22 protein-coding genes are annotated in these 24919 nt (G+C 64.7%); 10 read left to right on the forward strand and 12 right to left on the reverse strand.

Translation table 11 applies throughout. The features are described 5' to 3' along the window. The first annotated feature begins 165 nt into the window (after positions 1 to 165). The gene (locus FJ428_RS28345; protein WP_140497115.1) at positions 166 to 2445 is read left to right on the forward strand and encodes an NADP-dependent malic enzyme; all 2280 of its coding nucleotides are present in this window, start codon (positions 166 to 168) and stop codon (positions 2443 to 2445) included. Positions 2446 to 2493: 48 nt separating this feature from the next. On the opposite strand, the gene FJ428_RS28350 is transcribed toward FJ428_RS28345, so the two are convergent. Then, complete coding sequence (locus FJ428_RS28350) at positions 2494 to 3189, reverse strand: hypothetical protein (RefSeq protein WP_140880625.1); 696 nt, start codon at positions 3187 to 3189, stop codon at positions 2494 to 2496. Between the two features lie 471 nt (positions 3190 to 3660). Beyond that, positions 3661 to 4653, reverse strand: a complete 993-nt coding sequence (locus FJ428_RS28355; protein WP_140880626.1) for an adenosine kinase — start codon at positions 4651 to 4653, stop codon at positions 3661 to 3663. Positions 4654 to 4852: 199 nt separating this feature from the next. Between FJ428_RS28355 and FJ428_RS28360 the strand changes: the two genes are divergently transcribed. Beyond that, the gene (locus FJ428_RS28360; RefSeq protein WP_140880627.1) at positions 4853 to 5755 is read left to right on the forward strand and encodes an EamA family transporter; all 903 of its coding nucleotides are present in this window, start codon (positions 4853 to 4855) and stop codon (positions 5753 to 5755) included. Positions 5756 to 6173: 418 nt separating this feature from the next. Continuing rightward, entirely contained in the window at positions 6174 to 6887 is a 714-nt protein-coding gene (locus tag FJ428_RS28365) for a sulfate transporter family protein (protein WP_140497105.1), read from the forward strand. 11 nt (positions 6888 to 6898) lie between these two features. On the opposite strand, the gene FJ428_RS28370 is transcribed toward FJ428_RS28365, so the two are convergent. From FJ428_RS28370 to FJ428_RS28390, 5 genes are all read right to left on the reverse strand, one after another. Then, on the reverse strand, positions 6899 to 7897 hold the full coding sequence (locus FJ428_RS28370; protein WP_140880628.1) for a proline racemase family protein: 999 nt from the start codon (positions 7895 to 7897) through the stop codon (positions 6899 to 6901). A 13-nt stretch (positions 7898 to 7910) separates the two neighbouring features. Beyond that, positions 7911 to 8711: an oxaloacetate decarboxylase gene (locus tag FJ428_RS28375; RefSeq protein WP_140497101.1), complete on the reverse strand. Its 801-nt coding sequence runs from the start codon at positions 8709 to 8711 to the stop codon at positions 7911 to 7913. Between the two features lie 153 nt (positions 8712 to 8864). Next, positions 8865 to 9524: an HAD family phosphatase gene (locus tag FJ428_RS28380; RefSeq protein WP_181165289.1), complete on the reverse strand. Its 660-nt coding sequence runs from the start codon at positions 9522 to 9524 to the stop codon at positions 8865 to 8867. Then, a complete protein-coding gene (gene dut, locus FJ428_RS28385) occupies positions 9524 to 10009 on the reverse strand; it encodes a dUTP diphosphatase (protein WP_140649441.1) in 486 nt (161 codons plus the stop codon). Before dut ends, FJ428_RS28380 begins: the two co-directional genes overlap by 1 nt. 97 nt (positions 10010 to 10106) lie before the next feature. Further along, positions 10107 to 10577, reverse strand: a complete 471-nt coding sequence (locus tag FJ428_RS28390) for an Lrp/AsnC family transcriptional regulator (RefSeq protein ID WP_140497095.1) — start codon at positions 10575 to 10577, stop codon at positions 10107 to 10109. A gap of 115 nt (positions 10578 to 10692) precedes the next feature. Between FJ428_RS28390 and FJ428_RS28395 the strand changes: the two genes are divergently transcribed. Beyond that, entirely contained in the window at positions 10693 to 10941 is a 249-nt protein-coding gene (locus tag FJ428_RS28395) for a DUF6356 family protein (protein WP_140512988.1), read from the forward strand. Between the two features lie 14 nt (positions 10942 to 10955). Then, on the forward strand, positions 10956 to 11750 hold the full coding sequence (locus tag FJ428_RS28400) for a class II glutamine amidotransferase (RefSeq protein WP_140880629.1): 795 nt from the start codon (positions 10956 to 10958) through the stop codon (positions 11748 to 11750). Positions 11751 to 11791: 41 nt separating this feature from the next. Here the strand turns inward: FJ428_RS28400 and FJ428_RS28405 are convergent, their stop codons facing one another. After that, the gene (locus tag FJ428_RS28405) at positions 11792 to 12859 is read right to left on the reverse strand and encodes an FAD-binding oxidoreductase (RefSeq protein ID WP_140880630.1); all 1068 of its coding nucleotides are present in this window, start codon (positions 12857 to 12859) and stop codon (positions 11792 to 11794) included. A gap of 140 nt (positions 12860 to 12999) precedes the next feature. Here FJ428_RS28405 and FJ428_RS28410 point away from each other — a divergent pair, with 140 nt between their 5' ends. After that, complete coding sequence (locus tag FJ428_RS28410) at positions 13000 to 14592, forward strand: peptide chain release factor 3 (RefSeq protein WP_140550224.1); 1593 nt, start codon at positions 13000 to 13002, stop codon at positions 14590 to 14592. 169 nt (positions 14593 to 14761) lie between these two features. On the opposite strand, the gene FJ428_RS28415 is transcribed toward FJ428_RS28410, so the two are convergent. Then, on the reverse strand, positions 14762 to 15229 hold the full coding sequence (locus FJ428_RS28415; RefSeq protein WP_140497085.1) for a VOC family protein: 468 nt from the start codon (positions 15227 to 15229) through the stop codon (positions 14762 to 14764). Positions 15230 to 15499: 270 nt separating this feature from the next. Between FJ428_RS28415 and ilvD the strand changes: the two genes are divergently transcribed. The 3 genes from ilvD to FJ428_RS28435 all read left to right on the forward strand — a co-directional run bounded on the left by ilvD (position 15500) and on the right by FJ428_RS28435 (position 19923). Continuing rightward, a complete protein-coding gene (gene ilvD / locus FJ428_RS28420; RefSeq protein ID WP_140559734.1) occupies positions 15500 to 17344 on the forward strand; it encodes a dihydroxy-acid dehydratase in 1845 nt (614 codons plus the stop codon). Between the two features lie 272 nt (positions 17345 to 17616). Then, positions 17617 to 18897 carry an amidohydrolase family protein gene (locus FJ428_RS28430; RefSeq protein ID WP_140559733.1) on the forward strand — a complete coding sequence of 427 codons (1281 nt, stop codon included), beginning with the start codon at positions 17617 to 17619 and terminating at the stop codon, positions 18895 to 18897. 102 nt (positions 18898 to 18999) lie between these two features. Further along, complete coding sequence (locus FJ428_RS28435; RefSeq protein ID WP_140497079.1) at positions 19000 to 19923, forward strand: DMT family transporter; 924 nt, start codon at positions 19000 to 19002, stop codon at positions 19921 to 19923. Here the strand turns inward: FJ428_RS28435 and FJ428_RS28440 are convergent. Continuing rightward, a complete protein-coding gene (locus tag FJ428_RS28440) occupies positions 19920 to 20822 on the reverse strand; it encodes a phosphotransferase family protein (RefSeq protein WP_140880631.1) in 903 nt (300 codons plus the stop codon). The two genes, FJ428_RS28435 and FJ428_RS28440, sit on opposite strands and share 4 nt — an antisense overlap. Before the next feature lie 104 nt (positions 20823 to 20926). On the opposite strand from FJ428_RS28440, the gene FJ428_RS28445 reads away from it, so the two are divergent. Continuing rightward, entirely contained in the window at positions 20927 to 21559 is a 633-nt protein-coding gene (locus FJ428_RS28445) for a class I SAM-dependent methyltransferase (RefSeq protein ID WP_181167420.1), read from the forward strand. On the opposite strand, the gene FJ428_RS28450 is transcribed toward FJ428_RS28445, so the two are convergent. After that, positions 21560 to 24013, reverse strand: a complete 2454-nt coding sequence (locus tag FJ428_RS28450) for an FAD-dependent oxidoreductase (RefSeq protein WP_140880633.1) — start codon at positions 24011 to 24013, stop codon at positions 21560 to 21562. It lies immediately after the preceding gene. Positions 24014 to 24017: 4 nt separating this feature from the next. Further along, the gene (locus tag FJ428_RS28455) at positions 24018 to 24896 is read right to left on the reverse strand and encodes a phosphotransferase family protein (RefSeq protein ID WP_140497071.1); all 879 of its coding nucleotides are present in this window, start codon (positions 24894 to 24896) and stop codon (positions 24018 to 24020) included. Between the last annotated feature and the right edge of the window lie 23 nt (positions 24897 to 24919).

Raw genomic sequence — 24919 nt, forward strand, 5'->3', positions numbered from 1 at the left:
GCAGGGGAAGAACGGAGATCAACCACCATTGAACGCCATGCGTCCTTCCGACGCCAGTTCGGTAACGCTTGGCGGTTTACACGCGGCGGCGCGTAGTCTTAATTCGGAATCACACAAGGCACCCGCCTCAAGGAGGTGCCGCATGGCGAGGAAATCAAAAGCATCATGGCAAGGAAAACCGAAAACAGCGGTCCGTCCGTTAGCGCGCAGGAAGCGCTCGAATTCCACGCCATGGGGCGGCCCGGCAAGCTCGAGATCGTCGCCACCAAGCCGATGGCCACGCAGCGCGATTTGAGCCTCGCCTATTCGCCTGGCGTTGCCGTGCCGGTGCTGGCCATCGCGGAGGATCCCAGCCGCGCCTTCGACTACACGTCGCGCGGCAACATGGTCGCCGTCATCTCCAACGGCACCGCGATCCTGGGCTTGGGCAATCTCGGCGCGCTGGCCTCCAAGCCGGTCATGGAGGGAAAGGCGGTGCTGTTCAAGCGCTTCGCCGACGTCGATTCCATCGACCTCGAGGTCGACACCGAGGACGCCGACGAGTTCATCAACTGCGTGCGCTTCCTTGGGCCCTCCTTCGGCGGCATCAACCTGGAGGACATCAAGGCGCCGGAATGCTTCATCATCGAGCAGCGGTTGCGCGAGCTGATGGACATCCCGGTCTTCCACGACGACCAGCACGGCACCGCCATCATCTCGGCCGCCGGCCTGATCAACGCGCTGGAGATCACCGGCCGCGACATGAAGACCACCAGGATGGTCTGCAACGGCGCCGGTGCGGCCGGCATCGCCTGTATCGAGCTGATGAAGGCGATGGGCTTTGCGCCCGAAAACATCATCCTGTGCGACACCAAGGGCGTGGTCTTCCAGGGCCGCACCGAAGGCATGAACCAGTGGAAGTCGGCGCATGCGGTCAAAACCGACGCGCGGTCGCTGGCCGAGGCGCTGGACGGCGCCGACGTCTTCCTCGGCCTTTCCGCCAAGGGCGCGCTGACCACCGCCATGGTGCGTTCCATGGCCAAGAACCCGATCATCTTCGCCATGGCCAATCCCGATCCCGAGATCACGCCCGAGGAAGTGGCGGAGATCCGCACCGACGCCATCATGGCGACCGGGCGTTCGGATTATCCCAATCAGGTCAACAACGTGCTCGGCTTCCCCTATATTTTCCGCGGCGCGCTGGACGTGCGGGCCACCACCATCAATGACGACATGAAGATCGCCGCCGCGCGTGCGCTTGCCGACCTGGCACGCAAGGACGTGCCCGACGACGTCGCCGCAGCCTACCAGGGCAACCGGCCGAAATTCGGCCCCAACTACATCATCCCGGTGCCGTTCGATCCGCGCCTGATCTCGGCCATTCCGCTGGCCGTCGCCAGGGCGGCGATGGATTCTGGCGTCGCCCGCAAGCCGATCCTCGATCTCGACCGCTACGCGCAGGAGCTGTCGGCCCGCCGTGACCCGATCGCCTCGACCTTGCAGCGCATTTACGACCGTGTGCGCCGCCAGCCCAAGCGCATCGTCTTCGCCGAGGGCGAGGAGGAGCAAGTGATGCGCGCCGCCGTCTCCTATGTGAACCAGCGGCTCGGCACCGCCATCCTGCTCGGCCGCGACGACGTCATCAAGGAGAACGCCAGGCACGCCGGCATCGACCTCGACAAGCAGGGGCTGGAGATCATCAATGCGCGCCTGTCGCGCCGCAATTCGGTCTATACCGATTATCTCTACGAGCGCATGCAGCGCAAAGGTTTCCTGTTCCGCGACTGCCAGCGCCTGATCAACAACGACCGCAACCATTTCGCCGCCTGCATGGTGGCGCTGGGGGATGCCGACGGCATCGTCACCGGCGTCACCCGCAACTATTCCACCGCGCTCGACGATGTCAGGCGCGTCATCGACGCCAAGCCGGGCCATCGCGTCATCGGCGTGTCGATCGTTTTGGCGCGCGGCCGCACCGTGATCGTCGCCGACACCGCCGTGCACGACATGCCGAACGCCGAGCAGATCGCCGATATCGCGGAGGAAGCGGCAGGCTTTGCCCGCCGCATGGGCTATGAGCCGAGGCTCGCCATGCTCGCCTATTCCACCTTCGGCCATCCCCACGGCGAGCGCTCCGAGCGCATCCAGGAAGCCGTGCGCATCCTCGACAAGCGCCGCGTCGATTTCGAGTATGACGGCGAGATGGCCGCCGACGTCGCGCTCAACGCCCGTGCCATGGCGCAATACCCGTTCATGAGGCTGACCGGCCCGGCCAATGTGCTGATCATGCCGGCCTTCCACTCCGCCTCGATCTCCACCAAGATGCTGCAGGAGCTCGGCGGCTCGACGGTCATCGGCCCGCTGCTGGTCGGGCTGAACAAGCCGGTGCAGATCGTCTCGCTGAACGCCAAGGACAGCGATATCGTCAACATGGCGGCGATCGCGGCCTACACGGCGGGGACCTGAGGAAGGTCCGCGCGTCGGATGCGAAAGCTGCGGCGGATCTGGTCGCGCTTAATCCGCGGAAAACACCCGCGCCGCCTCGACGACCTCCTTGACCTGGTCTTGCCGCAGCAGGTCGATGGGAATGCGCTCGTCGAGCAGCGCCGAGGGGCGGGTCAGCCACAGCCATGCCAGCCTCGGATTGCCGATCAACGACAGCACGTCTCGAATGCCCGCCACCGGCCTGCCGTCCACGAACTGCGCCAGCGGGAAGACGTGCTTGCGGCCGCCCTTGCGCAAGGCGACCACCTCGCCCCGCCTTTGCCAGCGGTGCAGGGTCGAGCGGGCAATGCGCAGGTGTTCCTCCAGATAGGTCGAACCGGCGACCCGCCCGGCCCAGTCTTCGATCAGCATCGATTCGAGATCGTCGGACTGGGTGCGCGGAAGCGGGGAGGCGGGGCCGTCGAAACCCGCCGATGGATTTGTGGCGCCCGCGGTGCCGGCTTCGCTGCGGCGCGCGGCTTCCGCGGCCAGCGCACGCACGAATTTCGACGCCAGCCCCGGAAGGTCGGCATGGATGGCATCGATGGCGCGCTGATGCTTCGGCGGCAACAAGGTGAGGGCGGACGCTATGCTGCCAGCGATCTTGCCGACCGAGACCATGGTGGGTTTGTTGATGGCCTCGTCATAGTGGGCAAGCGCCCGCTCGACCTTCTCCGCGACCATGTCCGCGAAGTCGTCTGGTTTGGTTGTATGAAATCTGTTCATGCGTCTGTCTTCTGGCCGCGAGCGCTCCTCCCCGATCGCGGCCCGTTGCTGAATTTCTAATGTGGAAAGCGGAAATCGCGGCGGCAACAAATCCGGCGGCCCGACAGCTTGCTGTCTTGCATCTTGGCACCCCAACTGGCTGAGGGCGCCCAAATGTCAGTCAAGGACGCCCCGATTGCGTGTAGGTGCGATGTGTGACAGCCGCGCGACGGTGAAGCTGCCGATCTCCCCCCTCGTGGGGGAGATGCCCGGCAGGGGCGAGGGGGCGCGAAGGATCGCTAGGTTGCGGTGGTTCCCTTCCGCGTGCCCATACTCTTCGAACTGGCGCCCCGACATGACAGTACGCTCATGCCGTTCATTTCGGGCTTGGCGGCAGTGTAGAACCCTGGAGATGCCAGCGGGACAGCGCCCCCCTCTGGCCTGCCGGCCATCTCCCCCACGAGGGGGGAGATCGGCAGCTTCACCGCCCCCCTACAGCAGCCCCGCCAGTTCGGCCTCGCGACGCAGATTCTGCCTTGGCCTCGGCCCGATCTGCTGGATCACCAGGCCGGCCGCCAGTGAGCCGAGATCGCCGCAGGTCTTGAGGTCGCGGCCTTGCGTGTAGCCATGCAGGAAACCGGCAGCGTAGAGATCGCCGGCGCCTGTCGTGTCGACCAGCTCCTTGATGGCGGTCGCCTGGATGACGACGGTCTCGTCGCCGCGCGCGATGACGGAGCCTTTTTCCGAACGCGTCACGGCGGCGACTTTGCAGTCCTTGCGGATCTGGGCCAGCGCCTCGTCGAAGGACGAGGTCTGGTAGAGCGACTTGATCTCGTGGCTGTTGGCGAAGACGATGTCCACGGTGCCCGAGCGCATCAGGTCGAGGAACTCGTCGCGGTAGCGGTCGACGCAGAACGAATCCGACAAGGTCATCGACACTTCGCGGCCCGCCGCGTGCGCCAGCTTGGCCGTCTGCCGGATCGCCTCCTTGGCGCGCGGCGGATCCCACAGATAGCCCTCGAAATAGGTAATCTTGGCGCCCGACGCCTTGTCGGCCTCGACATCCTCCGGCCCGAGCTCGACGCAGGCGCCGAGATAGGTGTTCATAGAGCGCTCGCCGTCGGGGGTGACGAAAATCATCGAGCGCGCCGTCGGCGGCTCGCCCTGAAGCGGCTTGGTGTCGAAGGCGACGCCCTGGGCGTGGATGTCGTGGGCATAGATTTCGCCCAAAGCATCGTTGGAAACCTTGCCGAAGAAGGCGGCGCGGCCGCCGAAGGAGGCAACGCCGGCCGCCGTGTTGCCCGCGCTGCCACCGGACGCCTCGATCGCCGGGCCCATGCGGCTGTAGAGTAGCTCGGCGCGGTGCGTGTCGATGAGGTTCATCGCGCCCTTGATGATGCCATTGGTCTCCAGGAATTCCTCTTCGCACTGGGCGATGATGTCGACAATCGCATTGCCGATGCAAAGCACGTCATAGTCCGGCATCAATGTCTCCGCCAAAATCCGCGCCGGCTTCTTGCCATGCCGGCCGGGCGCGGGTCTAGCGATTTGCAACCGGTTTGCCTAGGCCATGTTCATATCGCGTGACGCCCAGGAGCTACGACAATTCGGTCGTGGCCGAAGCATTTCACCGCGGCTTTGCCTAAAAAGGGCCGTTCGATCCCGGCCCGAAGGCGGCAAGCCCATGCCTGAAAGAAACGACATGAACACCGATCTGGCGCTGCTCGCCCTCCTGGCGGTGCTTTGGGGCGCCTCCTACACCTTCATCAAGATCGGCGTCGAGACGATCCCGCCGGTGACGTTCATCGCCGCCCGCACCTTGATCGCGGGCGCGATCCTGTTCGCCATCATCCGCTGGCGCGGGCTCGCCATGCCGGCCGATGCGGCGAGCTGGCGTCGTTTCGCCTTCCAGGCGTGCCTCAACAGCGTCATCCCGTTCACCCTGATCGCCGCCGCCGAGCGCTCGGTGGATGCCGGCCTCGCCACCATCCTCAACGCGACGTCGCCTATCTTCACCTTCCTTCTGACGGCGCTCATCACCTGCCACGAACCGGTGACGCTGCGCAAACTGATCGGCGTCGGCGCCGGCATTGCCGGCATCTGCCTCATCGTGGGCACACAGGCGCTGGGCGGCCTCGGCCATGAACTCTGGGCGCAGCTTGCCATCGTCCTTGCAACAGTCTGCTATGCGGGGGCGGCGATCTTCGGCCGAGGCTTCAAGGGCCTCGATCCGATGCTGCCCGCCGCCGGCTCGATGCTTTGCGGCGCCGTTATCCTGGTGCCGCTCAGCCTTGCGGTCGACCAGCCCTGGACGCTCGCGCCGTCGACGGCGTCGATCCTGGCCTTGCTCGGCCTGTCGGTGTTTTCGACCGCGCTGGCCTTCGTCATCTATTTCCGCCTGATCCACACGCTGGGCTCGGTCGGCACGACGTCGCAAGCCTATCTACGCGTGCCGATCGGCGTCGGCATCGGCGCCGTCTTCCTCGGCGAAAGCCTGGGTTCGACGGCCTGGCTCGGCATGGCCTTCGTCGTCGCCGGTGTCGCGGCCATGACCATTCCCACCCGCAAGCCGGCGCTCGCACAATAGGCAGACAGGGCAATCGCCTCAGACCAAATGGCTCCGATTGTCGAGGTAGCGCCGCCCCTCATCCGCCTGCCGGCGTTCGTCACTCGAAAAGCCAAGCAGTTGGCTTTTCGTCCGCTTCGCGGACCGCTCCTCCAACTCCCCGTAAGTGACGGGGAGAAGGGCGCTGTCATCACTGATTTCGCCAATCACCACGTTGCGATGGAGGCACCGGGGTTGCCGCCAGCTCATCTCTCCCCGTTCTACGGGGAGAGATGTCCGGCAGGACAGTGAGGGGCGGCGCCGGCGCTCGCAAGAGGGGTGATGCGGAGAGTTCGAAACCTGAAACGACCGCCTTGACCCACGGCAGGCAATAGAGCTTGTGACCGGCGAACCTGCTGCCTATCCTCCCAGGGGCAATCCGTCGAAGCGAGGAAGCACCGTGATCTCCAGCGCCGCCCGCGCCGCCGCCGGCCAGTTGTTCTCGCCCGAATTGCGCGCCGTCTTCCTCAAGACGTTAGGCCTGACTGTGCTTGCTCTGGTCGGCCTGTGGTTCGGGCTGACCAGCCTCGTCGAGTGGCTGGCGCTGCCATGGCTGCACACACTCTTTCCCGGCCTGCCGTCCTGGGCCGGTTGGCTGGGCGGCATCATCGCGGCCATCGCGCTTGCCTTCGGCATGGCGCTGCTCGTCGCGCCGGTCACGGCTGTCGTCGCCGGGCTGTTCCTCGACGATGTCGCCGAAGTGGTGGAGCGTACCGACTATCCCGGCGATCCGCCCGGCCGCGCCATGCCGGCGCTGCGCTCGCTGGTGTTGGCGATAAAGTTCTTCGGCGTCGTCGTTTTGGGCAACATCGTTGCCCTGCTGCTCCTGCTGGTGCCGGGCATCAACATCGCCGCCTTTTTCATCGTCAACGGCTACCTGCTTGGGCGCGAGTTCTTCGAATTCGCCGCTATGCGCTTCCGTCCGGAAGAAGAGGCCAGGGCCTTGCGCCGGCACCATGCCGGGACGGTCTTTCTCGCCGGCCTGGTGATAGCGGCCTTCCTTGCCGTGCCGGTGCTCAACCTGGCGACGCCGCTCTTCGCCGCAGCCATGATGGTGCATCTGCACAAGGCGATCTCGGCCCGGCCCGATCGGGGGAGCAAGCCGTCCCGTTGATGCGCCAGTCCCTACCGCAGCAGAAAGCCGCGCCCCAGTTCGTCGTCGGGCTCGACGATGAATTCCGCCCGGCCGCAATAGTAGGCGCGGCCGCCGACGCGGGCGATGATCGCTTCATGCGGTCCGGCTTTCGCCGTCCGCGCCACCGCGCCGGAAAAGCGCGAGCCGGCGATGCTCTCGAAAGTGCGTGTCTGGCCTGTTGCGATCTCGCCCTTGGCATGCATCGCCGCCAGCCGGGCGGTGACGCCGGAGCCGGTCGGCGACCGGTCGACCTGCGCCTCGGCGAAGACGCAGACGTTTTTCGTCGGCTCACCCGAAAACGTATCCCGCCCGTCCGTCAAAATGGTGCCGTAGAGAAAGGCGAGGTCGGCATGGTCGGGGTGCGACAGGTGGAATTCCTGCTTCAGCCTTTCGGACAGCGCCGTCGCCGCATCGACGAAATCGCGCACCCGATCGTGGCCGAATTCCAATCCGAATTGGTGGCAGTCGGCCAGCGCGTAGAAGGCGCCGCCATAGGCGATGTCGAAGCCGATCGCGCCGTAGCCGGGCAGCTCGATCCTGCGGTCGCGTGCGAACAAGAAAGCCGGCACGCTTTCGAACGACACAGCACCTGCCTTGCCGTCGCGCACCTCGACCGAGGCAATCACCATGCCGCAGGGCGCCTCGATGTTGACCATCGTCACCGGTTCCTGCTTGGCCACCAGCCCTTCGTCCACGGCATAGCGGCCGAGCGCGACGATGGCGTGGCCGCACATGGTCGAATAGCCCTCATTGTGCATGAACAGCACGGCAAGGTCGGCGCCCGGCAAATCGGGCTCGACCAGCAGCGCGCCGTACATGTCGTAATGGCCGCGTGGCTCGAACATCAGGATTTTCCGGAGATGATCGAGTTGCTCGCGCACATGGGTGCGCTTTTCCAGGATCGTGCCCTTCGGGATATCGGGATAACCCCCGGTGACGATCCTCAGCGGCTCGCCGCCGGTGTGCATGTCGACGACGGTCAGCGTCATGTGTTCGGCCCGCTTATCCCGATTTGCCAAACAGCGCCTGCAACTTGCCGAAGGGCATGGCGGCGCGGGCGAAGCCGAACGTGCCGTCCTGCTGGATCTCGCGCGCCGCCGTTTCCAGCATGCCATAGGCGAAGTTGGTGAGCCACGGCCCAAGCGAAACGCGCTTTGCCCCGGCCGCGGTCAGATCGGCAACGGTGAAGTCGGGCCTTGCCATGACGTTGACCGGCTTGCTCACCGCCGAGCAGACCGTGCGCACCATCTCGACGTCGCCGATGCCCGGCGCGTAGAGCACGTCGGCGCCCGCCTTCTCGAATGCCTGCAGCCGCTTGATCGTGTCGTCGAGGTCGGACTTGCCCCAGAGGAAGTTCTCCGCCCGCGCGGTGAAGACGAAATCGCGTTTCAGCGCGCGGGCCGCTTCCGCCGCCGCCGCGACGCGCTCCACCGCGTGCGAAAAATCATAGATCGGCTTGTTCGGGTCGCCGGTGTGGTCCTCGATCGAGCAGCCGGCAAGGCCGGCGGCTTCAGCCGCGAAGATGGTTTCGGCGGCCTGCTCGGCGCTGTCGCCCTTGCCGCGTTCGAGGTCGGCCGAAACCGGCAGCTCGGTTGCCGCCGTCACCTCGCGGCAATGATGGATCATCTGGTCGAAGGTCACCGCGCCGTCCGGCAGGCCGCGCGAGAAGGCGAAACCGGCGCTGGTCGTCGCCAGCGCCTTGAAACCGAAGGATCCAAGCAGCTTCGTCGTGCCGACGTCCCAAGGGTTGGGCATTACGAAGGTCGAGGCATGCAGGTCGCGAAAGATCTTGCCCTTGTCCATGGAAGTTCCCCCATCGTGTTGAGTGCGATGGCGCGGATTTTAGCTTGCCCGCCTTGCCCGGGCAAACGAATGCGGTTGGCTCAGAAGCGTTTCGCGTTCTCTGCTGACAATTCGTCCGGCGCGTCCCTGCAACCCCGTCAAAACCGGCGCCGATCAGTGGATCGGCACCAGTCCGGCCAGTGTGCGCATGTCGTCGAACAGGATGCCGCCGGCTCGCATCAAGCCGTCACGGTCGCTGTAGGGATCGCCATGATAGGAAAATACCCGCATGCCGGCGGCGATGCCGGCCTGCGTGCCGGCGACGCTGTCCTCGATGACGATGCAGTCGGCAGGCGCAAAGCCCATCGTCTTGGCCGCATGCAGGAAGAGGTCCGGAAACGGCTTGCCGCGCGCGACCATGGTCGAGGAAAACATCGCATGTTCGAACAGCGGCAGCAGGCCGGTCTGGCCAAGCGTGATGTGCATTTTCGACACCCTGGCCGAGGTGGCGACGCAATAGGCGATGCCGGCCGCGCGGACAGCCTCGACGAACTCCCGGACATAGGGAATCGCCTCGACCCCATGGGCGAACAGGTCCGGCAGCCCTGCATTCCAGCGCTCGACGAAGTCTGCGCCGAGCCTGACGCTGGTCTCTTCTTCGATCTGCTTCTGCACCGAGACCATGCTGCGGCCGGAGAAGTTCTTGCGGCAATGTTCAAAGCTGGTGGGATACCCGGCTTCGCTCAGCCATTCGGCGAGACGCCGGTTGGCCAGGTTCTCGGTATCGACCAGAATTCCGTCGCAGTCGAAGATGACAAGTTTCGGTATGTTCATCAGGCCGTGCCGGTCGAGCCGAACCCGCCCGAACCGCGCGCCGTGCCGCCGGCCAGGGCGCGCTCTTCGACGCCCGCCTGCGTCACCGCGGCGAACACGATCTGGGCAATGCGCATGCCGCGCGTCACCGCAAAATCCTCGTCGCCGAGATTGACCAGCAGCACCTTCACCTCGCCGCGATAGTCGCTGTCGATCGTGCCCGGCGTGTTGAGGACGGTCAGCCCGTGTTTGAAGGCAAGGCCGGAGCGCGGCCGCACCTGGCCTTCCATGCCTTCGGGGATTTCCAGGATCAGTCCGGTCGGCACCAGCGCACGTTTTCCCGGCAGGATCAGCAGCGGCCGATCGTCGGGCACCGCCGCGCGCAGGTCCATGCCGGCGGCGCCGGGGCTTTCATAGGCAGGGAGGGGGAGTCCTTCCCCATGCGGCAACCTTACGAAGCCGACGGTCGGACCGATGACGGAGGAATTTTGGATGGCTGCGCGCATAAAATCGATCCTATCGGCGCGATTGCCGATTCGGTCAATTCGCCCTCGACCCTATCAACGGCTTTCTTTCGGGCATCACTATGGCCGGAGCCAATCCTTAGCGCACTTCCATCGGCACCACTGTGGTCTCCTTGATCTCCTCCATCACGAAGGACGCCGAAACGTCCGACAGCGCCACCTTGGCGATCAGCCGCTGGTAGAGCCGGTCATAGGCCTTCACGTCGGCGACGCGGGCGCGCAGGACATAGTCGAGGTCGCCGGACATCCGGTAGACTCCGGTGATCTCGGAAAATCCGGTCACCGCCGCCCGGAATTTCTGCAACCACTCGGGATCATGATTTGAGGTCCGGACCAGGATGAACACGGAGAGGCCGAGCCCGAGCTTCTCGGCATCGACCAACGCCACCCGGCCGGTGATGACGCCATCCTCCTCCAGCCGCTTGACGCGCCGCCAGCAGGCGTTGCGCGACAAGGCCACCCGCTCCGACAGCTGGTCGACCGACAACGTGCCGTCGCGTTGCAATTCGGCGAGCAATTTCCGATCGATTTCGTCGATTTCGATGGCCATGTGGGATGTTTGTCCCACGAACAAGCAAAATACAAGGACATTTTGAGACCGATGAACCGACGAACCGTGCCAGGATACCCCTATCGAGAACCTGAAGCGCTGAAGGGGAAGCAACATGTCGGTCGCACGGATTTTCACCTCCCATCCGGCCAAGGTCGGCGAAACCTATTTCGGTCACATGGCCTTTGCCGCCTGGTTTTCCTCGCGCCTGCTGACGGCCGCCGGGGCCGCCCTCGTTCACGCTTTCTTGCCATTTCTGTTCGAGACTACCGCCAGCCGAATCGTCCGCGAACTTTACGAGCGGACGCACAACAGAGGTTCGCACGCGGTCAAGGAGCCCAAGGCCCTTCCGGACCGCGCCTAGGAACGGACGAAGCGATGTGCCGGTGGGCGGCCTATCTCGGTGAAGCGGTCTTCCTCGAAGACATCCTCACGGCGCCCTGCCACTCGCTGATCGCCCAGAGCCATTGCGCCGAGGAAGCCAAGTCGCCGACCAATGGCGATGGTTTCGGCCTTGCCTGGTATGGCGACCGGCCCGAGCCCGGCCTCTACCGCGACATCCTGCCGGCCTGGTCCGATCCCAATCTGAAGAGCTTGTGCCGACAGATCAAATCCGGATTGTTTCTCGCCCATGTGCGCGCCTCGACCGGCGGCGCCACCAGCCGCATGAATTGCCATCCCTTCATCTCGGGCCCTTGGTCGTTCATGCACAACGGCCAGATCGGCGGCTTCGAGAAGATCCGCCGCGCGCTGGAAAATTCGCTGTCCGACGCCGTCTTCGACCAGCGCGAGGGCACCACCGATTCCGAGCTGTTTTTTCTCCTGATGATCGACGAAGGGTTGGCCGCCGATCCGCAAGGCGCCGTCGCCCGTGCCACCAGCCGCGTGCTGGAGGCTTCGCGGCGTGCCGGCATCGAGCCGGCGCTGAAGCTGACGGCCGCCTTTTCCGACGGGCAGGCCCTCCACGCGGTCCGCTACGCCACGGATGACCACGCGCCCACCCTCTATACCGCTGCCAAGGGCGGCGGCCGCTGCATCGTCTCCGAACCCTTCGACCGTGAAGGCGGCGACTGGCAGGCGATCCCGCCATCGAGCTTCGTCACCATGACCAGGGATGGCGTGAATATTCAGCCGTTTGCGCCGGCCCCGGCGAAGCTGGCGCTGGCCGGGTAGCCTCCTCGCGGCGCGAATTGCCGTAGAGAGCCGTCACCAAGCTATTGAGCGAACCGACCCAATCCATAGGGCGCCAGCAGCGGATCGCGCTCGCCGTCGAGGATTTCGCGCGCCGCGAACAAGCCGACCGCCGGCGCCAGCGTGATGCCGGAATGCGTGACCGCGATGTAGAGGCCGTCCATGCCCTCGGCGCGGCCGATGATCGGGAAGCCGTCGATCGGCGTCGGCCGGTAACCGACCGTATGGAAATCGAGTTCCAGGCCATCGCCGCCGCGCAGCATGGCTTGCACCGCCGCAAACAGTTCGCGCGCCGTCGCAGCCGCATCCATCCCGGGATCGGCACCGCCGAAGTCCGACCCGGCGATGATGCGGCCTTGCGCCGTCTGGCGCATGTGCAGCCGCTCGGCCAGCACCAGACCGTTGAGCAATTTTCTGTAAGGTCGCGAATGGACGATCAGGCCGGGCGGCATTTCGATCGGTAGCCTTATGCCGGCCGTCGCGGCAATCTCCGGCGAGCCGACGCCGGCCGCGATCACCACCTCGTCGGCTGCAAACAGCCCATGCGACGTGTCCACGCCCGTCGTCCTGCCGCCGGTTTGGACCAACGCCGTAACCGTGCTGGAGACGAAGCGCGCACCGCGCCGTTCGGCGTCGGCCAGCAGCGCGTTCGTCGCTGCGACCGGCTCGGCGACACCCTCCTCGGCGACATGCAAGGCGAAGTCGGAAAGCCCGGCGAGATTGGGCTCGATGCCGACCGCGCCGGCGCGGTCGACCCGCCTGATGCCATAACCCCAGGACGAATGCTCCGCCGCATAGGCCTCCAATTTGTCCGCCGGCAAGTCCCAGCACAGCCCGCCGCACCAGGCGAGCGGAAGGCCGGGCAGGTCCTGCGCCAGCCGCGACCATTCCGCCATGGAGCGGATGCGCAGCCGGAAATACGGTTCCGGATTGCCCCAGCTGGCATTTATCCAGGCAAACGAGTTCGGCGTCGCCACGCCGCCGGCAGCGCTGTCGGCAATGACCGTCACCTGCGCGCCCGCCTTGGCCAGGTGCCAGGCGATCGAGGCGCCGATGATGCCGGCGCCGATGACGATCACTTTCTTGCTCATGCAGGATCTCCATCGAACAGGTCTTCTGATGCCATCGCGTCGTCCCTATCTCAAGAGCCGGCGGACCGATCCGGGCAAATCTGTTCGACAGGCCGGGAAAGCGCTGCTAGAAGCCCGCGCCACAGACAGGATTCCATAAATTGGCTGAAGACATCGAACAGGCGGTATCGCGCCGCCGTACTTTCGCGATCATCGCCCACCCGGACGCCGGCAAGACGACGCTCACCGAAAAGCTGCTGCTGTTCGGTGGCGCCATCCAGCTTGCCGGCGAGGTCAAGGCCAAGAAGGACCGCATCCAGACCCGATCGGACTGGATGAAGATCGAGCGCGAACGCGGCATTTCGGTCGTCACCTCGGTGATGACGTTCGAGTATGAGGACAATGTCTTCAATCTGCTCGACACGCCCGGCCACGAGGATTTCGCCGACGACACCTACCGCACGCTGTCGGCGGTCGACTCAGCGGTCATGGTCATCGACGCCGCCAAGGGCATCGAGCCGCGCACGCTGAAGCTGTTCGAGGTCTGCCGGCTGCGCGACATCCCGATCATCACCTTCGTCAACAAGATGGACCGCGAGAGCCGCGATCCCTTCGAGATACTGGACGAAATCGAGCAGAAGCTGGCGCTCGATACCGCGCCCATCACCTGGCCGATCGGCCGCGGCAGGACGTTTTCGGGCACTTACCACCTGGCGCTGAACGCCGTGCGCAAGGGCGACGACGAGAAGGAACGCACGCCGGTCAACGGTCCCGATTCCAATCGCGTCGCCGGCCTGTTGCCGGAAAACGAGCGTGAGGCCTTCATCGAAGAGCTGGAACTCGCGCGCGAAGCCTGCCGTCCGCTCGACATCGACGCCTTTCGCGAGGGCCATCTGACGCCGGTCTATTTCGGCTCGGCGCTGCGCAATTACGGCGTGCGCGACCTGATCGAGGCGCTCGGCGCTTTCGGGCCGCCGCCGCGCGCGCAGGATGCCGACACCCGGATGGTGGAGGCGACCGAGGAGAAGATGACCTCCTTCGTTTTCAAGATCCAGGCCAACATGGATCCCAACCACCGCGACCGCATCGCCTTCGTGCGCGTCTGCTCGGGCAAGCTCGAGCGCGGCATGAAGGCCAAGCTGGTGCGCACCGGCAAGCCGATGAGCCTGTCTGCGCCGCAATTCTTCTTCGCCCGCACCCGCGTCACCGCCGACGAGGCCTTTGCCGGCGACGTCGTCGGCATCCCCAACCACGGCACGCTGCGCATCGGCGACACGCTGACCGAGGGCGAGGAAATCCTGTTCCGCGGCGTGCCGAACTTCGCCCCGGAAATCCTGCGTCGTGTGCGCCTCGGCGATGCGATGAAGGCCAAGAAGCTGAAGGAGGCGCTGCACCAGATGGCCGAGGAGGGCGTCGTGCAGCTGTTTTCGCCCGAGGACGGCTCGCCGGCCATCGTCGGCGTCGTCGGTGCGCTGCAGCTCGACGTGCTGAAGGAGCGGCTGAACTTCGAATACACGCTGCCGGTCGAATTCGAGATGTCGCGTTTTTCAGTCTGCCGCTGGATCTCGGCTGACGACAAGACGGAAGTGCAACGCTTCATCGAAGCCCATCGCGGCGACATTGCCCGCGATCTCGATAACGACCCGGTGTTCCTCGCCCAGCACGCCTTCTCGCTGAATTACGAGGCCGAGCGCTGGAAGGCGATCCGCTTCGCCACGATCAAGGACTACCAGGTCCGCGACAAGGCGGCTTGAGGCGCGGTCTTCCCTTCTCCCCGCTCACGGGGAGAAGGTGCCCGAAGGGCGGATGAGGGGCAGCGCCGGCCTCAAAAATCAATGGACAGCCCTGCCCTTCGCAGGCTCAGGGCGTTCGAAGCTCGGAAAGCCCAGCAATTGGCTTTCCGTCCGCTACGCGGACCACTTCTCACCCCTTCGCCGCCTCTTCGATCTTGGCGATGTCGATCTTGCCCATCTTCATCATCGCACTCATCACCCGGCCGGCCTTTTCCCGGTCCGGATCCTGGAGCAGGCGCGGCAGCTGTTCCGGCACGACTTGCCAGGAGACGCCGAACTTGTCCTTCAGCCAGCTGCACGGGCCGGGCTCGCCGCCCTCGGTGAGCCTCTCCCAGAAATAGTCGACCTCTTCCTGCGTCTTGCAGTCGATCGACTGCGACATCGCCTCGTTGAACTTGAATTGCGGTCCGCCGTTGAGCGCCTGGAACGGCACGCCGTCGAGCTCGAACGTGGTCAGCAGCACTTTGCCTTCATCGGCGTGGCCCTTGGGCCAACGCATGACGCTCAGCACCTTCGAATTCTTGAAGATGGAGACATAGTGGTTCATCGCCTCTTCGGCCTGTCCATCGAACCACAGGCAGGTGGTGATCTTTTGCATGTCGTGCTCCTCGGTTGCTTCTTGCTGCTACAATGGAACGGCTGTCTGAGAAAATGGTCCCACTCCCTTGCCGTTGATCCAAGGACGGGCGCCCGGTAGGCGATCCGACACGGAAGGCCATCTTTTTTCGCAAACTCTGAATTTTTCTGGAGAATCTGGCGCATTGCAAAAATGTGGCCAGACAATAATTGCCGGTCTATAACGCCTGCGATCCATATTCAGGGCCGCGACGCTCCGCATCGGGCGCAGCCAGCCAGCTAAGGAAAGTTCATGCCTGCCTATCGCTCCCGCACCACCACCCATGGCCGCAACATGGCCGGCGCCCGCGGCCTCTGGCGCGCCACCGGCATGAAGGACAGCGATTTCGGCAAGCCGATCATCGCGGTGGTCAACTCCTTTACCCAGTTCGTGCCGGGCCACGTCCACCTGAAGGATCTCGGCCAGCTGGTCGCGCGCGAGATCGAGAAGGCCGGCGGCGTCGCCAAGGAATTCAACACCATCGCCGTCGATGACGGCATCGCCATGGGCCATGACGGCATGCTCTATTCGCTGCCGTCGCGCGAGCTCATCGCCGATTCCGTCGAGTACATGGTCAACGCCCACTGCGCCGACGCCATGGTCTGTATCTCCAATTGCGACAAGATCACGCCCGGCATGCTGATGGCCTCGCTGCGCCTCAACATCCCGACCGTCTTCGTCTCCGGCGGGCCGATGGAAGCGGGCAAGGTGGTGCTCGCCGGAAAGGCGCAGGCGCTCGACCTGGTAGACGCCATGGTCGCCGCCGCCGACGACAAGATCTCCGACGAGGACGTCAAGGTCATCGAGCGCTCCGCCTGCCCGACCTGCGGTTCCTGCTCGGGCATGTTCACCGCCAATTCGATGAACTGCCTGACCGAAGCGCTCGGCCTGTCGCTGCCGGGCAACGGTTCGACACTGGCGACGCACGCCGACCGCAAGCGGCTGTTCGTCGAGGCCGGACACTTGATCGTCGATCTCGCCCAACGCTATTACGAGCAGGACGACGAGACGGCGCTGCCGCGCAGCATCGCTTCAAAGGGCGCGTTCGAGAACGCCATGACGCTCGACATCGCGATGGGTGGCTCGACCAACACCGTGCTGCACATCCTGGCCGCGGCGCATGAGGGTGAGGTCGACTTCACCATGGAGGATATCGACCGGCTGTCGCGGCGGGTGCCCGTGCTGTGCAAGGTGGCGCCGGCCAAGTCCGACGTGCACATGGAGGACGTCCACCGCGCCGGCGGCATCATGGCGATCCTCGGCCAGCTCGACCAAGCCGGACTGATCAACCGCGACCTGCCGACCGTGCACACATCAAGCCTCGGCGAGGCGCTCGATCATTGGGATATTTCGCGCACCTCAAGCCAGAACGTGCGAGATTTCTTCCTCGCCGCGCCCGGCGGCGTGCCGACGCAGGTCGCCTTCAGTCAGGACCGCCGCTGGGACGAGCTCGATCTGGACCGCGAGACGGGCGTTATCCGCTCGGCGAAGACACCTTTTTCCAAAGACGGCGGCCTTGCCGTGCTCAAGGGCAACCTGGCGCTCGACGGCTGCATCGTGAAGACGGCCGGCGTCGACGAGTCGATCCTGAAATTCACCGGCCCGGCGCGGGTGTTCGAAAGCCAGGATGCCTCGGTCAAGGCGATCCTGTCGAATGAGATCAAGGCCGGCGACGTCGTCGTCATCCGCTATGAAGGACCGCGCGGCGGCCCCGGCATGCAGGAAATGCTCTATCCGACCAGCTATTTGAAATCGAAGGGCTTGGGCAAGGCTTGCGCGCTGATCACCGACGGGCGCTTCTCCGGCGGCACGTCGGGGCTCTCGATCGGCCATGTCTCGCCGGAAGCCGCCGAAGGCGGCACGATCGGGCTGGTGCGGGAAGGCGACACGATTGAGATCGACATCCCCAACCGCTCGATCCGCCTCGCCGTGAGCGATGAGGAGCTCGCCAGCCGCCGGGCGGCGATGGCGGCCAAGGGTGCCCTGGCCTGGAAGCCCGAAGAAAAACGCAAGCGCAAGGTGACGACCGCATTGCGCGCCTACGCCGCCTTCGCCACCAGCGCCGACAAGGGTGCGGTGAGGCACGTTCCGGAATAGCGCTCGAATCGGCCAGGTTCGTGCTGCCCCTCATTGTCCTGCCGGACATTTCTCCCCGTAAGTGACGGGGAGAAAGGGCTATAACCAAAGATTTCGCCAATTGTAGACGTTGCAAAAATGGCGGCGAGGTCGCAGCATCTCCCTTCTCCCCGTCTCTATACGGGGAGAAGGTGCCGGCAGGCGGATGAGGGGCGGCGCCACGTGGCAAGATTTTTCGCCCGCCGCGATCACGGCGGCAGCCGACAGGTGCTGATTCTTCGGGGACGACACAGATGGATTTCGACCTTATCGTTCGCGGCGGCACATTGCCTGACGGCAGGGTTGCCGACATCGGCATCGTCGGCGAGACGATCGCGACGATCGAGCCGAAGCTCGATGGCAACGCCGGCACGACGATTGACGCGCGGGGCAATCTGGTCTCTGCGCCGTTCGTCGACCCGCACTTCCATATGGATGCGACGCTTTCCTACGGCATTCCGCGGATAAACGCCTCGGGCACGCTGCTTGAAGGCATTGCTCTGTGGAGCGAACTGAAGCCGCTTCTGACGCATGAAGCGGTGCGCCATCGCGCGCTCGCCTATTGCGACTGGGCGGTGTCGATGGGATTGCTCGCCATCCGCACCCATGTCGACGTTTGCGACGACAGGCTGCTGGCGGTCGAGGCGCTGCTCGATGTCAAGAAGACGGTGGCGCCCTATATCGACCTGCAATTGGTCGCCTTTCCGCAGGATGGGCTCTACCGCTCGCCCGGTGCACGGGAAAACACCATCCGCGCGCTGGATCTGGGTGTCGATATCGTCGGCGGCATTCCGCATTTCGAGCGCACCATGGCCGACGGCACCCGCTCGGTGACCGAGCTTTGCGAGATCGCGGCAAAACGCGGCCTGATGGTCGACCTGCATTGCGACGAGACCGACGACCCGCTGTCGCGTCACATCGAGCAACTGGCCTATGAGACGCAGCGTCTCGGCCTTCAGGGCAAGGTGGCCGGCTCGCATCTTACCTCGATGCATTCCATGGACAATTACTACGTCTCGAAACTCCTGCCGCTGATCGCCGAGGCGGGCGTCTCCGTCATCCCCAATCCTTTGATCAACATCATGCTGCAGGGGCGCCACGACACGTTTCCCAAGCGCCGCGGCATGACGCGGGTCAAGGAGATGCTGGCGCTGGGCATCCGCGTCGGCTGGGGCCAGGATTGCGTGCTCGATCCCTGGTATTCGCTGGGCACCGCCGACATGCTCGACGTCGCCTTCATGGGGCTTCACGTCGCCCAGATGTCGAGCCCTGCCGACATGGCGCGCTGTTTCGACATGGTCACCAACGTCAATGCCGCCATCATGGGGCTCGATCATCTGGGCCTCGCCGTCGGCAAGCGCGCCAGCCTGGTCGTCCTCGACGCTGGCAATCCGGTCGAGGCCATTCGCCTGCGCCCTGAACGCATTTGCGTCATCGCCAGGGGCAAAGTGGTGGCGGAACGAACCAGGCAGGACACCCGGCTTGCCATCCCCGGCAGGCCGGCACTGGTGAACCGGCGGCACACATCGTCCTAGACCCAGCCGATTCCCGGCGCTGGCCTTGCCGATTCCCGGATTTCTCCTCGTCAAAGCGGCCGCTTCCGTCTACGACGCGGCCTGGACAGGCAAGGGATCGGCATGACGCAACCCGTGGCGCAGAATACCACAATCAGGAACGTGCTTCTGGCCGGCATTCTGCTGATGCTGGCCGGCGACTTCCTGTTTGCACTCAACGACGCCATGGGCAAATGGCTGGTCGCCAGCTTTTCCGTCGGCCAGGTGGTTCTGATCAGGTCGATCGGCGCGTTTTTCGTGCTCGGTCCGATGATCGCCCACCAGGGCGCCGCCAAGCTGTTCCGCATGGAAAGGCCCGAATTGCAGGTCCTGCGCGTCATCATGACCACGCTCGATACCGGGCTCTTCTATGCCGCCGTCGTCTATCTGCCGCTTGCGGATGTGATGAGCTTCTATATGGCCGGGCCGATCTATGTGGCGGCACTCTCGCATCTCCTGCTTGGCGAGAAGGTCGGCTGGCGCCGCTGGATGGCGATCCTGCTCGGCTTCTGCGGCGTGCTGATCATGCTCAAGCCCTCCTCGGCGGCTTTCTCGCTGTCGTCGGGCTTCGCGCTGGCGGGCAGCATTGCCTTCGCTTTCGCCATCATCCTCAACCGGCGCTTGCGCGGCACCAGCGACACCAATCTGGTGACATGGCAGACCATCGGCACGCTGCTGGTCGGCGGCGCCCTGACCATCGGCGCCTGGCACACGCCGTCGGCGCTCGATTTCGGCGCCATGCTGCTGCTCGGCATCGTCTCCTGCGGTGCCCATCTGATGATCACGCGGGCGCTCAAGCTGGCCCCGGCCTCGACGCTGGCGCCGCTGCACTACACGCTGCTTCTATGGGCGGTGGTCTTCGGGCTGGCGTTCTTCGGCGACGTTCCCGGCCCGCGCATCCTCATCGGCTCGGTCATCGTCGTGCTGGCCGGCTTGTTCATCTTCCATCGCCAGAAGGTGGTCGACACGACGGTGCCGCCTGAAAACGTGCCGAAGGGCGTGAATTAGCCCTCGCGGATCGCCGCCAGGTGCCGTGAAAATTCCGGCGTCTCCATCAGCGCCTTGCAGCGCGCGAAGCGGCCGTCGGCATAGGCCCGAAAATCGTCGACGGGATTGTCGTTGGCGAGCTGGATCAGTCCCCACAGTGTCCACAACAGGTCGCACATCCCCTTGTAGATGACGATGCGGCCGCGCTCCGCCGGTTTCGCCTCGCCGCCGAAATAGGCGCGCATCATCTCCTCGTCCTGCGCGGCATCGAACTTGCCTTCGACGGAGAGGTCGCCAAGATCCCAGAGCGGATCGTTCATTCCTGAATATTCCCAGTCGACGATCCACATCCTGTCACCCGCATCGATAAAATTCTCGCACAGCGGGTCGCAATGACAGGCGACGACGGGCAGCGGGTGGGCCGACAGCGCCGCGCGCACGCCACCGGCCTCGCGCACCACGTCGTGATAGCCGGCGGGCAGGGCGACCTCCTTGGTCGACAGCACCTTCAGATAGTCATCGATCATCGCGAACAGTTCGAAACGGAACGGAAACACCGCACCGGACGAATGCAGCTTGCGGAAGGCCTCTCCCGCACGCGCCGGGCTGCCCGGCCGAAGCCTGAATTTTTCCGGCGACATGGTTACGGCGCCGGCGATGAAGCGCGTCACCATCACGCCGGTGCCCGGATCGACATGCAGCACCTCGGGGCTGACGCCTGCCTTAGCCGCCTCGCGCGCCGCCACCGCCTCATTGGCGCGGTTGATATATTCCTCGGTGCCTTTGCCTGGAATGCGCAGGCAGAAGTCCCCGGCCTTGAAAACCAGGTTGGTGAGGCCGCCAAGCCGCTCCAGCGTCCCGTTATAGCCGGCCAGCATGGGAATGGCGGCAAGTTTTGTCCGTGCCTCGTCCATTGTCATGCCCGCTCCCCCGCTGTTATTTGTCGCAGAGACGGTTCCACAAAATTCGTGCTTTGGCTATCATCCGTGCGAGACCAATTTAGGGCATGGCGGACAGGACGAAAGTGACCGACAGCAAGCATAAGGGCGCGCTTGGCGCTGCCTACGCGGCCAAGCGCCCGGAAGAAGTGGCGGCGCTCTATGACCGTTGGTCGCAGACCTACGACAGCGACATGTCGGCTGCCGGCTATCGCCATCCCACCATCTGCCTGGCCTTGCTGGCAAGGCATCTGCCGCGTGGCTCGGCCCCGCTGCTCGATGCCGGGGCCGGCACCGGGCTCATCGGCGAATGGCTGGACATTGCCGGCTATCCCGAGGTCGAGGCGCTCGACATCTCGCAAGGCATGCTGGATCAGGCAGAGCGCAAGGGCGTCTATTCGGCCCTGCATTGCCTTGCGCTTGGCGGGCCGCTGCCCTTTGCCGACAATACCTATGCCGGGGTGATCTCGGCCGGCGTCTTTACCTCGGGCCATGTCGGTGCCGAAGGGCTGGACGAACTGATCCGCATCTGCCGGCCGGGCGGCGTGATCGTGCTGACGGTCAAGAACACGATCTGGGATCTGGGCTTTAACGCGCGAGTCGCTGAGCTGGAGGCTCAGGGGCTGGTCACCCGCATCGAGGAAACGCGCCCGTACGTCTCGATGCCGGGCGAGGCCGACACGGTGCCCAGCCGCTGCCTCGCCTTGCGTGTGAACTGATCAGGCTTTGATCCTGTTCCCGGCCGGATCATACATCGGCTCGAGATGGATCTTTGCCGGCGTGCGCTGCATCGCCACGACCAGCTCATAGCGGCCCGAGGCGAGAAAATCGTCGCTCACGCCGTCGGCATTGCGCACATAGCCGTAGCCGATGTTCTTCTCCACGGTGTAGCCATAGCCGCCGCTGCTGAGATAGCCGACCGGCTCGCCATTGCGCAGGATCGTCTCGCGCCCGACGAGCACGATGTCCTGATCGTCGACCGTGAAGCCGGCGAAACGCTTCTTCAATGGCCCGCCAGTGATTTTCTCCAAGGCGCGCCGCCCTACGAAATCCGTGTTCTTGCGAAGCTTCACCGCCCAGCCGAGGCCGGCTTCCAGCGGCGTGTCGTTGGGGGTGATATCGGAGCCCCAGGCGCGATAGCCCTTTTCCAGTCGCAGCGATTCCAGGGCCCGGTAGCCGACCGGGCGGATATCATGTTGCTTGCCTGCCGACATCAACGCGTCGAAGATCTCGCCGGTTGCGGAGATCGGCACGTGCAGCTCCCAGCCGAGTTCCCCGACATAGGTGACGCGCAACGCCCGCACGGTGTGGCCGGCAACGACAATCTCGCGGGCATGGCCGAATGGGAAACCGCTGTTGGAAACGTCGGCATCGGTCACGCCGGCCAGCACTTCGCGGGCGCGCGGTCCCATCAGCGACAGCGTGCCGAAATCCTCGGTGACGTCGGTGAGCGTGATGTCGAGCTCCTTTTCGACATGGTCGCTGATCCAGGACAGGTCATGGGTGCGGAAGCCCGTGCCGGTAACGATATAGAACCTGTCCTCGCCGAACCGCGACACGGTGAGATCGGCCTCTATGCCGCCGCGCGTGTTGAGAAGCTGCGTATAGGTCAGCCCGCCGGCCGGCTTGTTGACGTCGTTGGCGCAGATCCAGTCCAGCGCCTTCGGCGCGTCGGGCCCGGTCAGCTCGTATTTGGCGAAGGACGACTGGTCGAAGATGCCGACCTTCTCGCGCACATGGCGATGTTCGTCGCCGACGGCTGAAAACCAATTCTGCCGGCCCATGGAATAGACGTCACGCGGGTCGACGCCTTCGGGGGCGAACCAGTTCGGCCGCTCCCAGCCGAGCTTCGAACCGAACACGGCGCGATGCTGTTTCAGCCTGTTGTACAGCGGCGAAACGATGCGCGGCCTGCCGGAAAGATACTCCTCATGCGGAAAGCCGATCGTGTAGTGCTTGCCATAGGCTTCCAGCGTGCGCTCGCGGACCCAGTGCCGGTCGCGGTGCAGGCTGGAAAAGCGCCTGATGTCGACGACCCACAGATCGAACGGCGCCTCGCCATCGACCACCCATTGCGCCAGCACCCAGCCGGCGCCGCCGCCCGAAGCGATGCCGAAGGCGTTGAAGCCGGCGCCGACGAACATGTTGGCGCATTCGGGCGCCACGCCGAGGATGAAATTGCCGTCCGGCGTGAAACTCTCGGCCCCGTTGATCATCTGCTTGACGCCGACGGTTTCCAGCGCCGGCACGCGCGCGATCGCCTGGCTCATATGCTGTTCGAAATGATCATAGTCGTCGTCGAACAGCCGGAACTCCCAGTCATTGGGCACGTCGCCTCCGGGGAGATCTGTCGTCCAGGCCTGCGGGTTTGGCTCATAGCCGCCCATCACCAGCCCGCCGACCTCTTCCTTGAAATAGGTGCGCCGGTCCGGGTCGCGGATGGTCGGGACATCGGTCGCCAGCCCGTCGATCTTCTCGGTGACGATAAACTGGTGCTTCACCGGCTGCAGCGGCACGTTGATGCCGGCCATGGCGCCAACCTGCCGTGCCCATTGTCCTGCGCAGTTCACCACCTTGTCGCAGGCGATGTCGCCCATGTTGGTCTTCACCGCAATGATGCGGCCGCCTTTGATCTCGAAGCCGGTGACGCGCACTTCCTCGTAAAGCCTTGCGCCATGCATGCGCGCGCCCTTGGCCAGCGACTGGGTGACGTCGGATGGGCTCGCCTGACCGTCGGTCGGCAGCCAGGAAGCGCCGACGAGATCGCCGGTTTCCATCAGCGGCCACATGTTCTTGACCTCTGCCGGCGACAGCAACTCCATGTCCATGCCAAAGCTCTTCGCTGTCGTCGCCAGCCTCTCGTACTCGGTCCAGCGGTCGGCATTGGTGGCAAGGCGCAGGCACCCGCTCATCTTCCAGCCGGTGGCAAGGCCGGTCTCGGCCTCCAGGCCCTTGTAGAGGTTGACCGAATATTTGAGCACGCGGGTGATCGAGGCCGACGAGCGCAGCTGCCCGACCAGGCCGGCGGCGTGCCAGGTCGAGCCCGAGGTCAGCTTGCCCTGTTCGAGCAGCACCACATCTGCCTTGTGGTCGCGGGCCAGATGGTAGGCCGTCGAGCAGCCGGTAATGCCGCCGCCGATGACGACGATCGCTGCCTGGGTTGGCAAGGTCATGAATTCAGGTCCCGTATTTTGTCCGGTAGTTTTCCAGCGCGGCATCGAGCCGCGTCAGGTTCTCTTCCGTGTAGGCGACGTAGTCGATGCCGGGCACGTCGAGGTAGAGTTCCGAAACCATGCTCCACATCGCCTCGCGCAGCAGCGAGGCGCATTGCATGGCCGCATGCGAGCGGCGGATCGCCTCGTCCGGCTCCTTCATGAAATAAGCGGTCAGGAAGGCGAAGGATTCCTCGTCGCTCATGCCGGCGTTCGAGGCGACGCCGGCAAGGTCGAACATCGCGGTATTGAAGCCGGCATATTCGAAGTCGATCAGCCATAGCCTGCTGCCGTCGTCGAGAATATTCGCCGGCAAAAGATCATTGTGGCCGAACACGATCGGCAGCAGTTTCTGGGCGCGTTCGAGCTCGTCGGCCAGCATCAGCAGACGCGGCAGGTCGCTCGCCTTGCGGCTGCCGGCGTCCTCCAGCGTGCGCGCATAGTCGCGGATGACGTGGAACACCCAGAACATGAAGCCGGCACCGGAGACGTGGTTGGGCATCTCACGGTGGAAGCCGCGCATCAGGGCGGCGACACGGCCGAGATTGGCGCGCACGTCCTCAGCCAGACAGGTCTTGGCGCCGAGATACTCCGTCACGAGAATGCCGGGTTCGGCATGGCGGACCGCCGGCGCGAAACCGGCGGCATGCGCGGCGCGTGCGGTCATCACCTCACGCTCGCGAAAGACGTGGTGGAAGGGATAGTCCCTGCCGAAACGCACGACATGCCTCCCGGCCGCGTCCTTAACCCGATAATTGGCATTGCTCAGCCCGCCGGGCAGCGGCTCGATCTCGACGCTGCCTGTCCAGCAAGGCAGGGCGCGGATGCGGTCCTCGGCCGTCATGAATTCGCCCTTCGTCCGGCAAG

It is taken from the genome of Mesorhizobium sp. B2-8-1 (assembly GCF_006440955.1).
Classification (GTDB): Bacteria; Pseudomonadota; Alphaproteobacteria; order Rhizobiales; family Rhizobiaceae; genus Mesorhizobium.

What these genes read in the sequence shown, in the direction of transcription:
- FJ428_RS28345 (WP_140497115.1), top strand. Translation starts at nt 166, where the DNA reads ATGGCAAGGAAAACCGAAAACAGCGGTCCGTCCGTTAGCGCGCAGGAA.
- FJ428_RS28350 (WP_140880625.1), bottom strand. Translation starts at nt 3,189, where the DNA reads ATGAACAGATTTCATACAACCAAACCAGACGACTTCGCGGACATGGTC.
- FJ428_RS28355 (WP_140880626.1), bottom strand. Translation starts at nt 4,653, where the DNA reads ATGCCGGACTATGACGTGCTTTGCATCGGCAATGCGATTGTCGACATC.
- FJ428_RS28360 (WP_140880627.1), top strand. Translation starts at nt 4,853, where the DNA reads ATGCCTGAAAGAAACGACATGAACACCGATCTGGCGCTGCTCGCCCTC.
- FJ428_RS28370 (WP_140880628.1), bottom strand. Translation starts at nt 7,897, where the DNA reads ATGACGCTGACCGTCGTCGACATGCACACCGGCGGCGAGCCGCTGAGG.
- FJ428_RS28375 (WP_140497101.1), bottom strand. Translation starts at nt 8,711, where the DNA reads ATGGACAAGGGCAAGATCTTTCGCGACCTGCATGCCTCGACCTTCGTA.
- FJ428_RS28380 (WP_181165289.1), bottom strand. Translation starts at nt 9,524, where the DNA reads ATGAACATACCGAAACTTGTCATCTTCGACTGCGACGGAATTCTGGTC.
- dut (WP_140649441.1), bottom strand. Translation starts at nt 10,009, where the DNA reads ATGCGCGCAGCCATCCAAAATTCCTCCGTCATCGGTCCGACCGTCGGC.
- FJ428_RS28390 (WP_140497095.1), bottom strand. Translation starts at nt 10,577, where the DNA reads ATGGCCATCGAAATCGACGAAATCGATCGGAAATTGCTCGCCGAATTG.
- FJ428_RS28395 (WP_140512988.1), top strand. Translation starts at nt 10,693, where the DNA reads ATGTCGGTCGCACGGATTTTCACCTCCCATCCGGCCAAGGTCGGCGAA.
- FJ428_RS28400 (WP_140880629.1), top strand. Translation starts at nt 10,956, where the DNA reads ATGTGCCGGTGGGCGGCCTATCTCGGTGAAGCGGTCTTCCTCGAAGAC.
- FJ428_RS28405 (WP_140880630.1), bottom strand. Translation starts at nt 12,859, where the DNA reads ATGAGCAAGAAAGTGATCGTCATCGGCGCCGGCATCATCGGCGCCTCG.
- FJ428_RS28415 (WP_140497085.1), bottom strand. Translation starts at nt 15,229, where the DNA reads ATGCAAAAGATCACCACCTGCCTGTGGTTCGATGGACAGGCCGAAGAG.
- ilvD (WP_140559734.1), top strand. Translation starts at nt 15,500, where the DNA reads ATGCCTGCCTATCGCTCCCGCACCACCACCCATGGCCGCAACATGGCC.
- FJ428_RS28430 (WP_140559733.1), top strand. Translation starts at nt 17,617, where the DNA reads ATGGATTTCGACCTTATCGTTCGCGGCGGCACATTGCCTGACGGCAGG.
- FJ428_RS28435 (WP_140497079.1), top strand. Translation starts at nt 19,000, where the DNA reads ATGACGCAACCCGTGGCGCAGAATACCACAATCAGGAACGTGCTTCTG.
- FJ428_RS28440 (WP_140880631.1), bottom strand. Translation starts at nt 20,822, where the DNA reads ATGACAATGGACGAGGCACGGACAAAACTTGCCGCCATTCCCATGCTG.
- FJ428_RS28450 (WP_140880633.1), bottom strand. Translation starts at nt 24,013, where the DNA reads ATGACCTTGCCAACCCAGGCAGCGATCGTCGTCATCGGCGGCGGCATT.
- FJ428_RS28455 (WP_140497071.1), bottom strand. Translation starts at nt 24,896, where the DNA reads ATGACGGCCGAGGACCGCATCCGCGCCCTGCCTTGCTGGACAGGCAGC.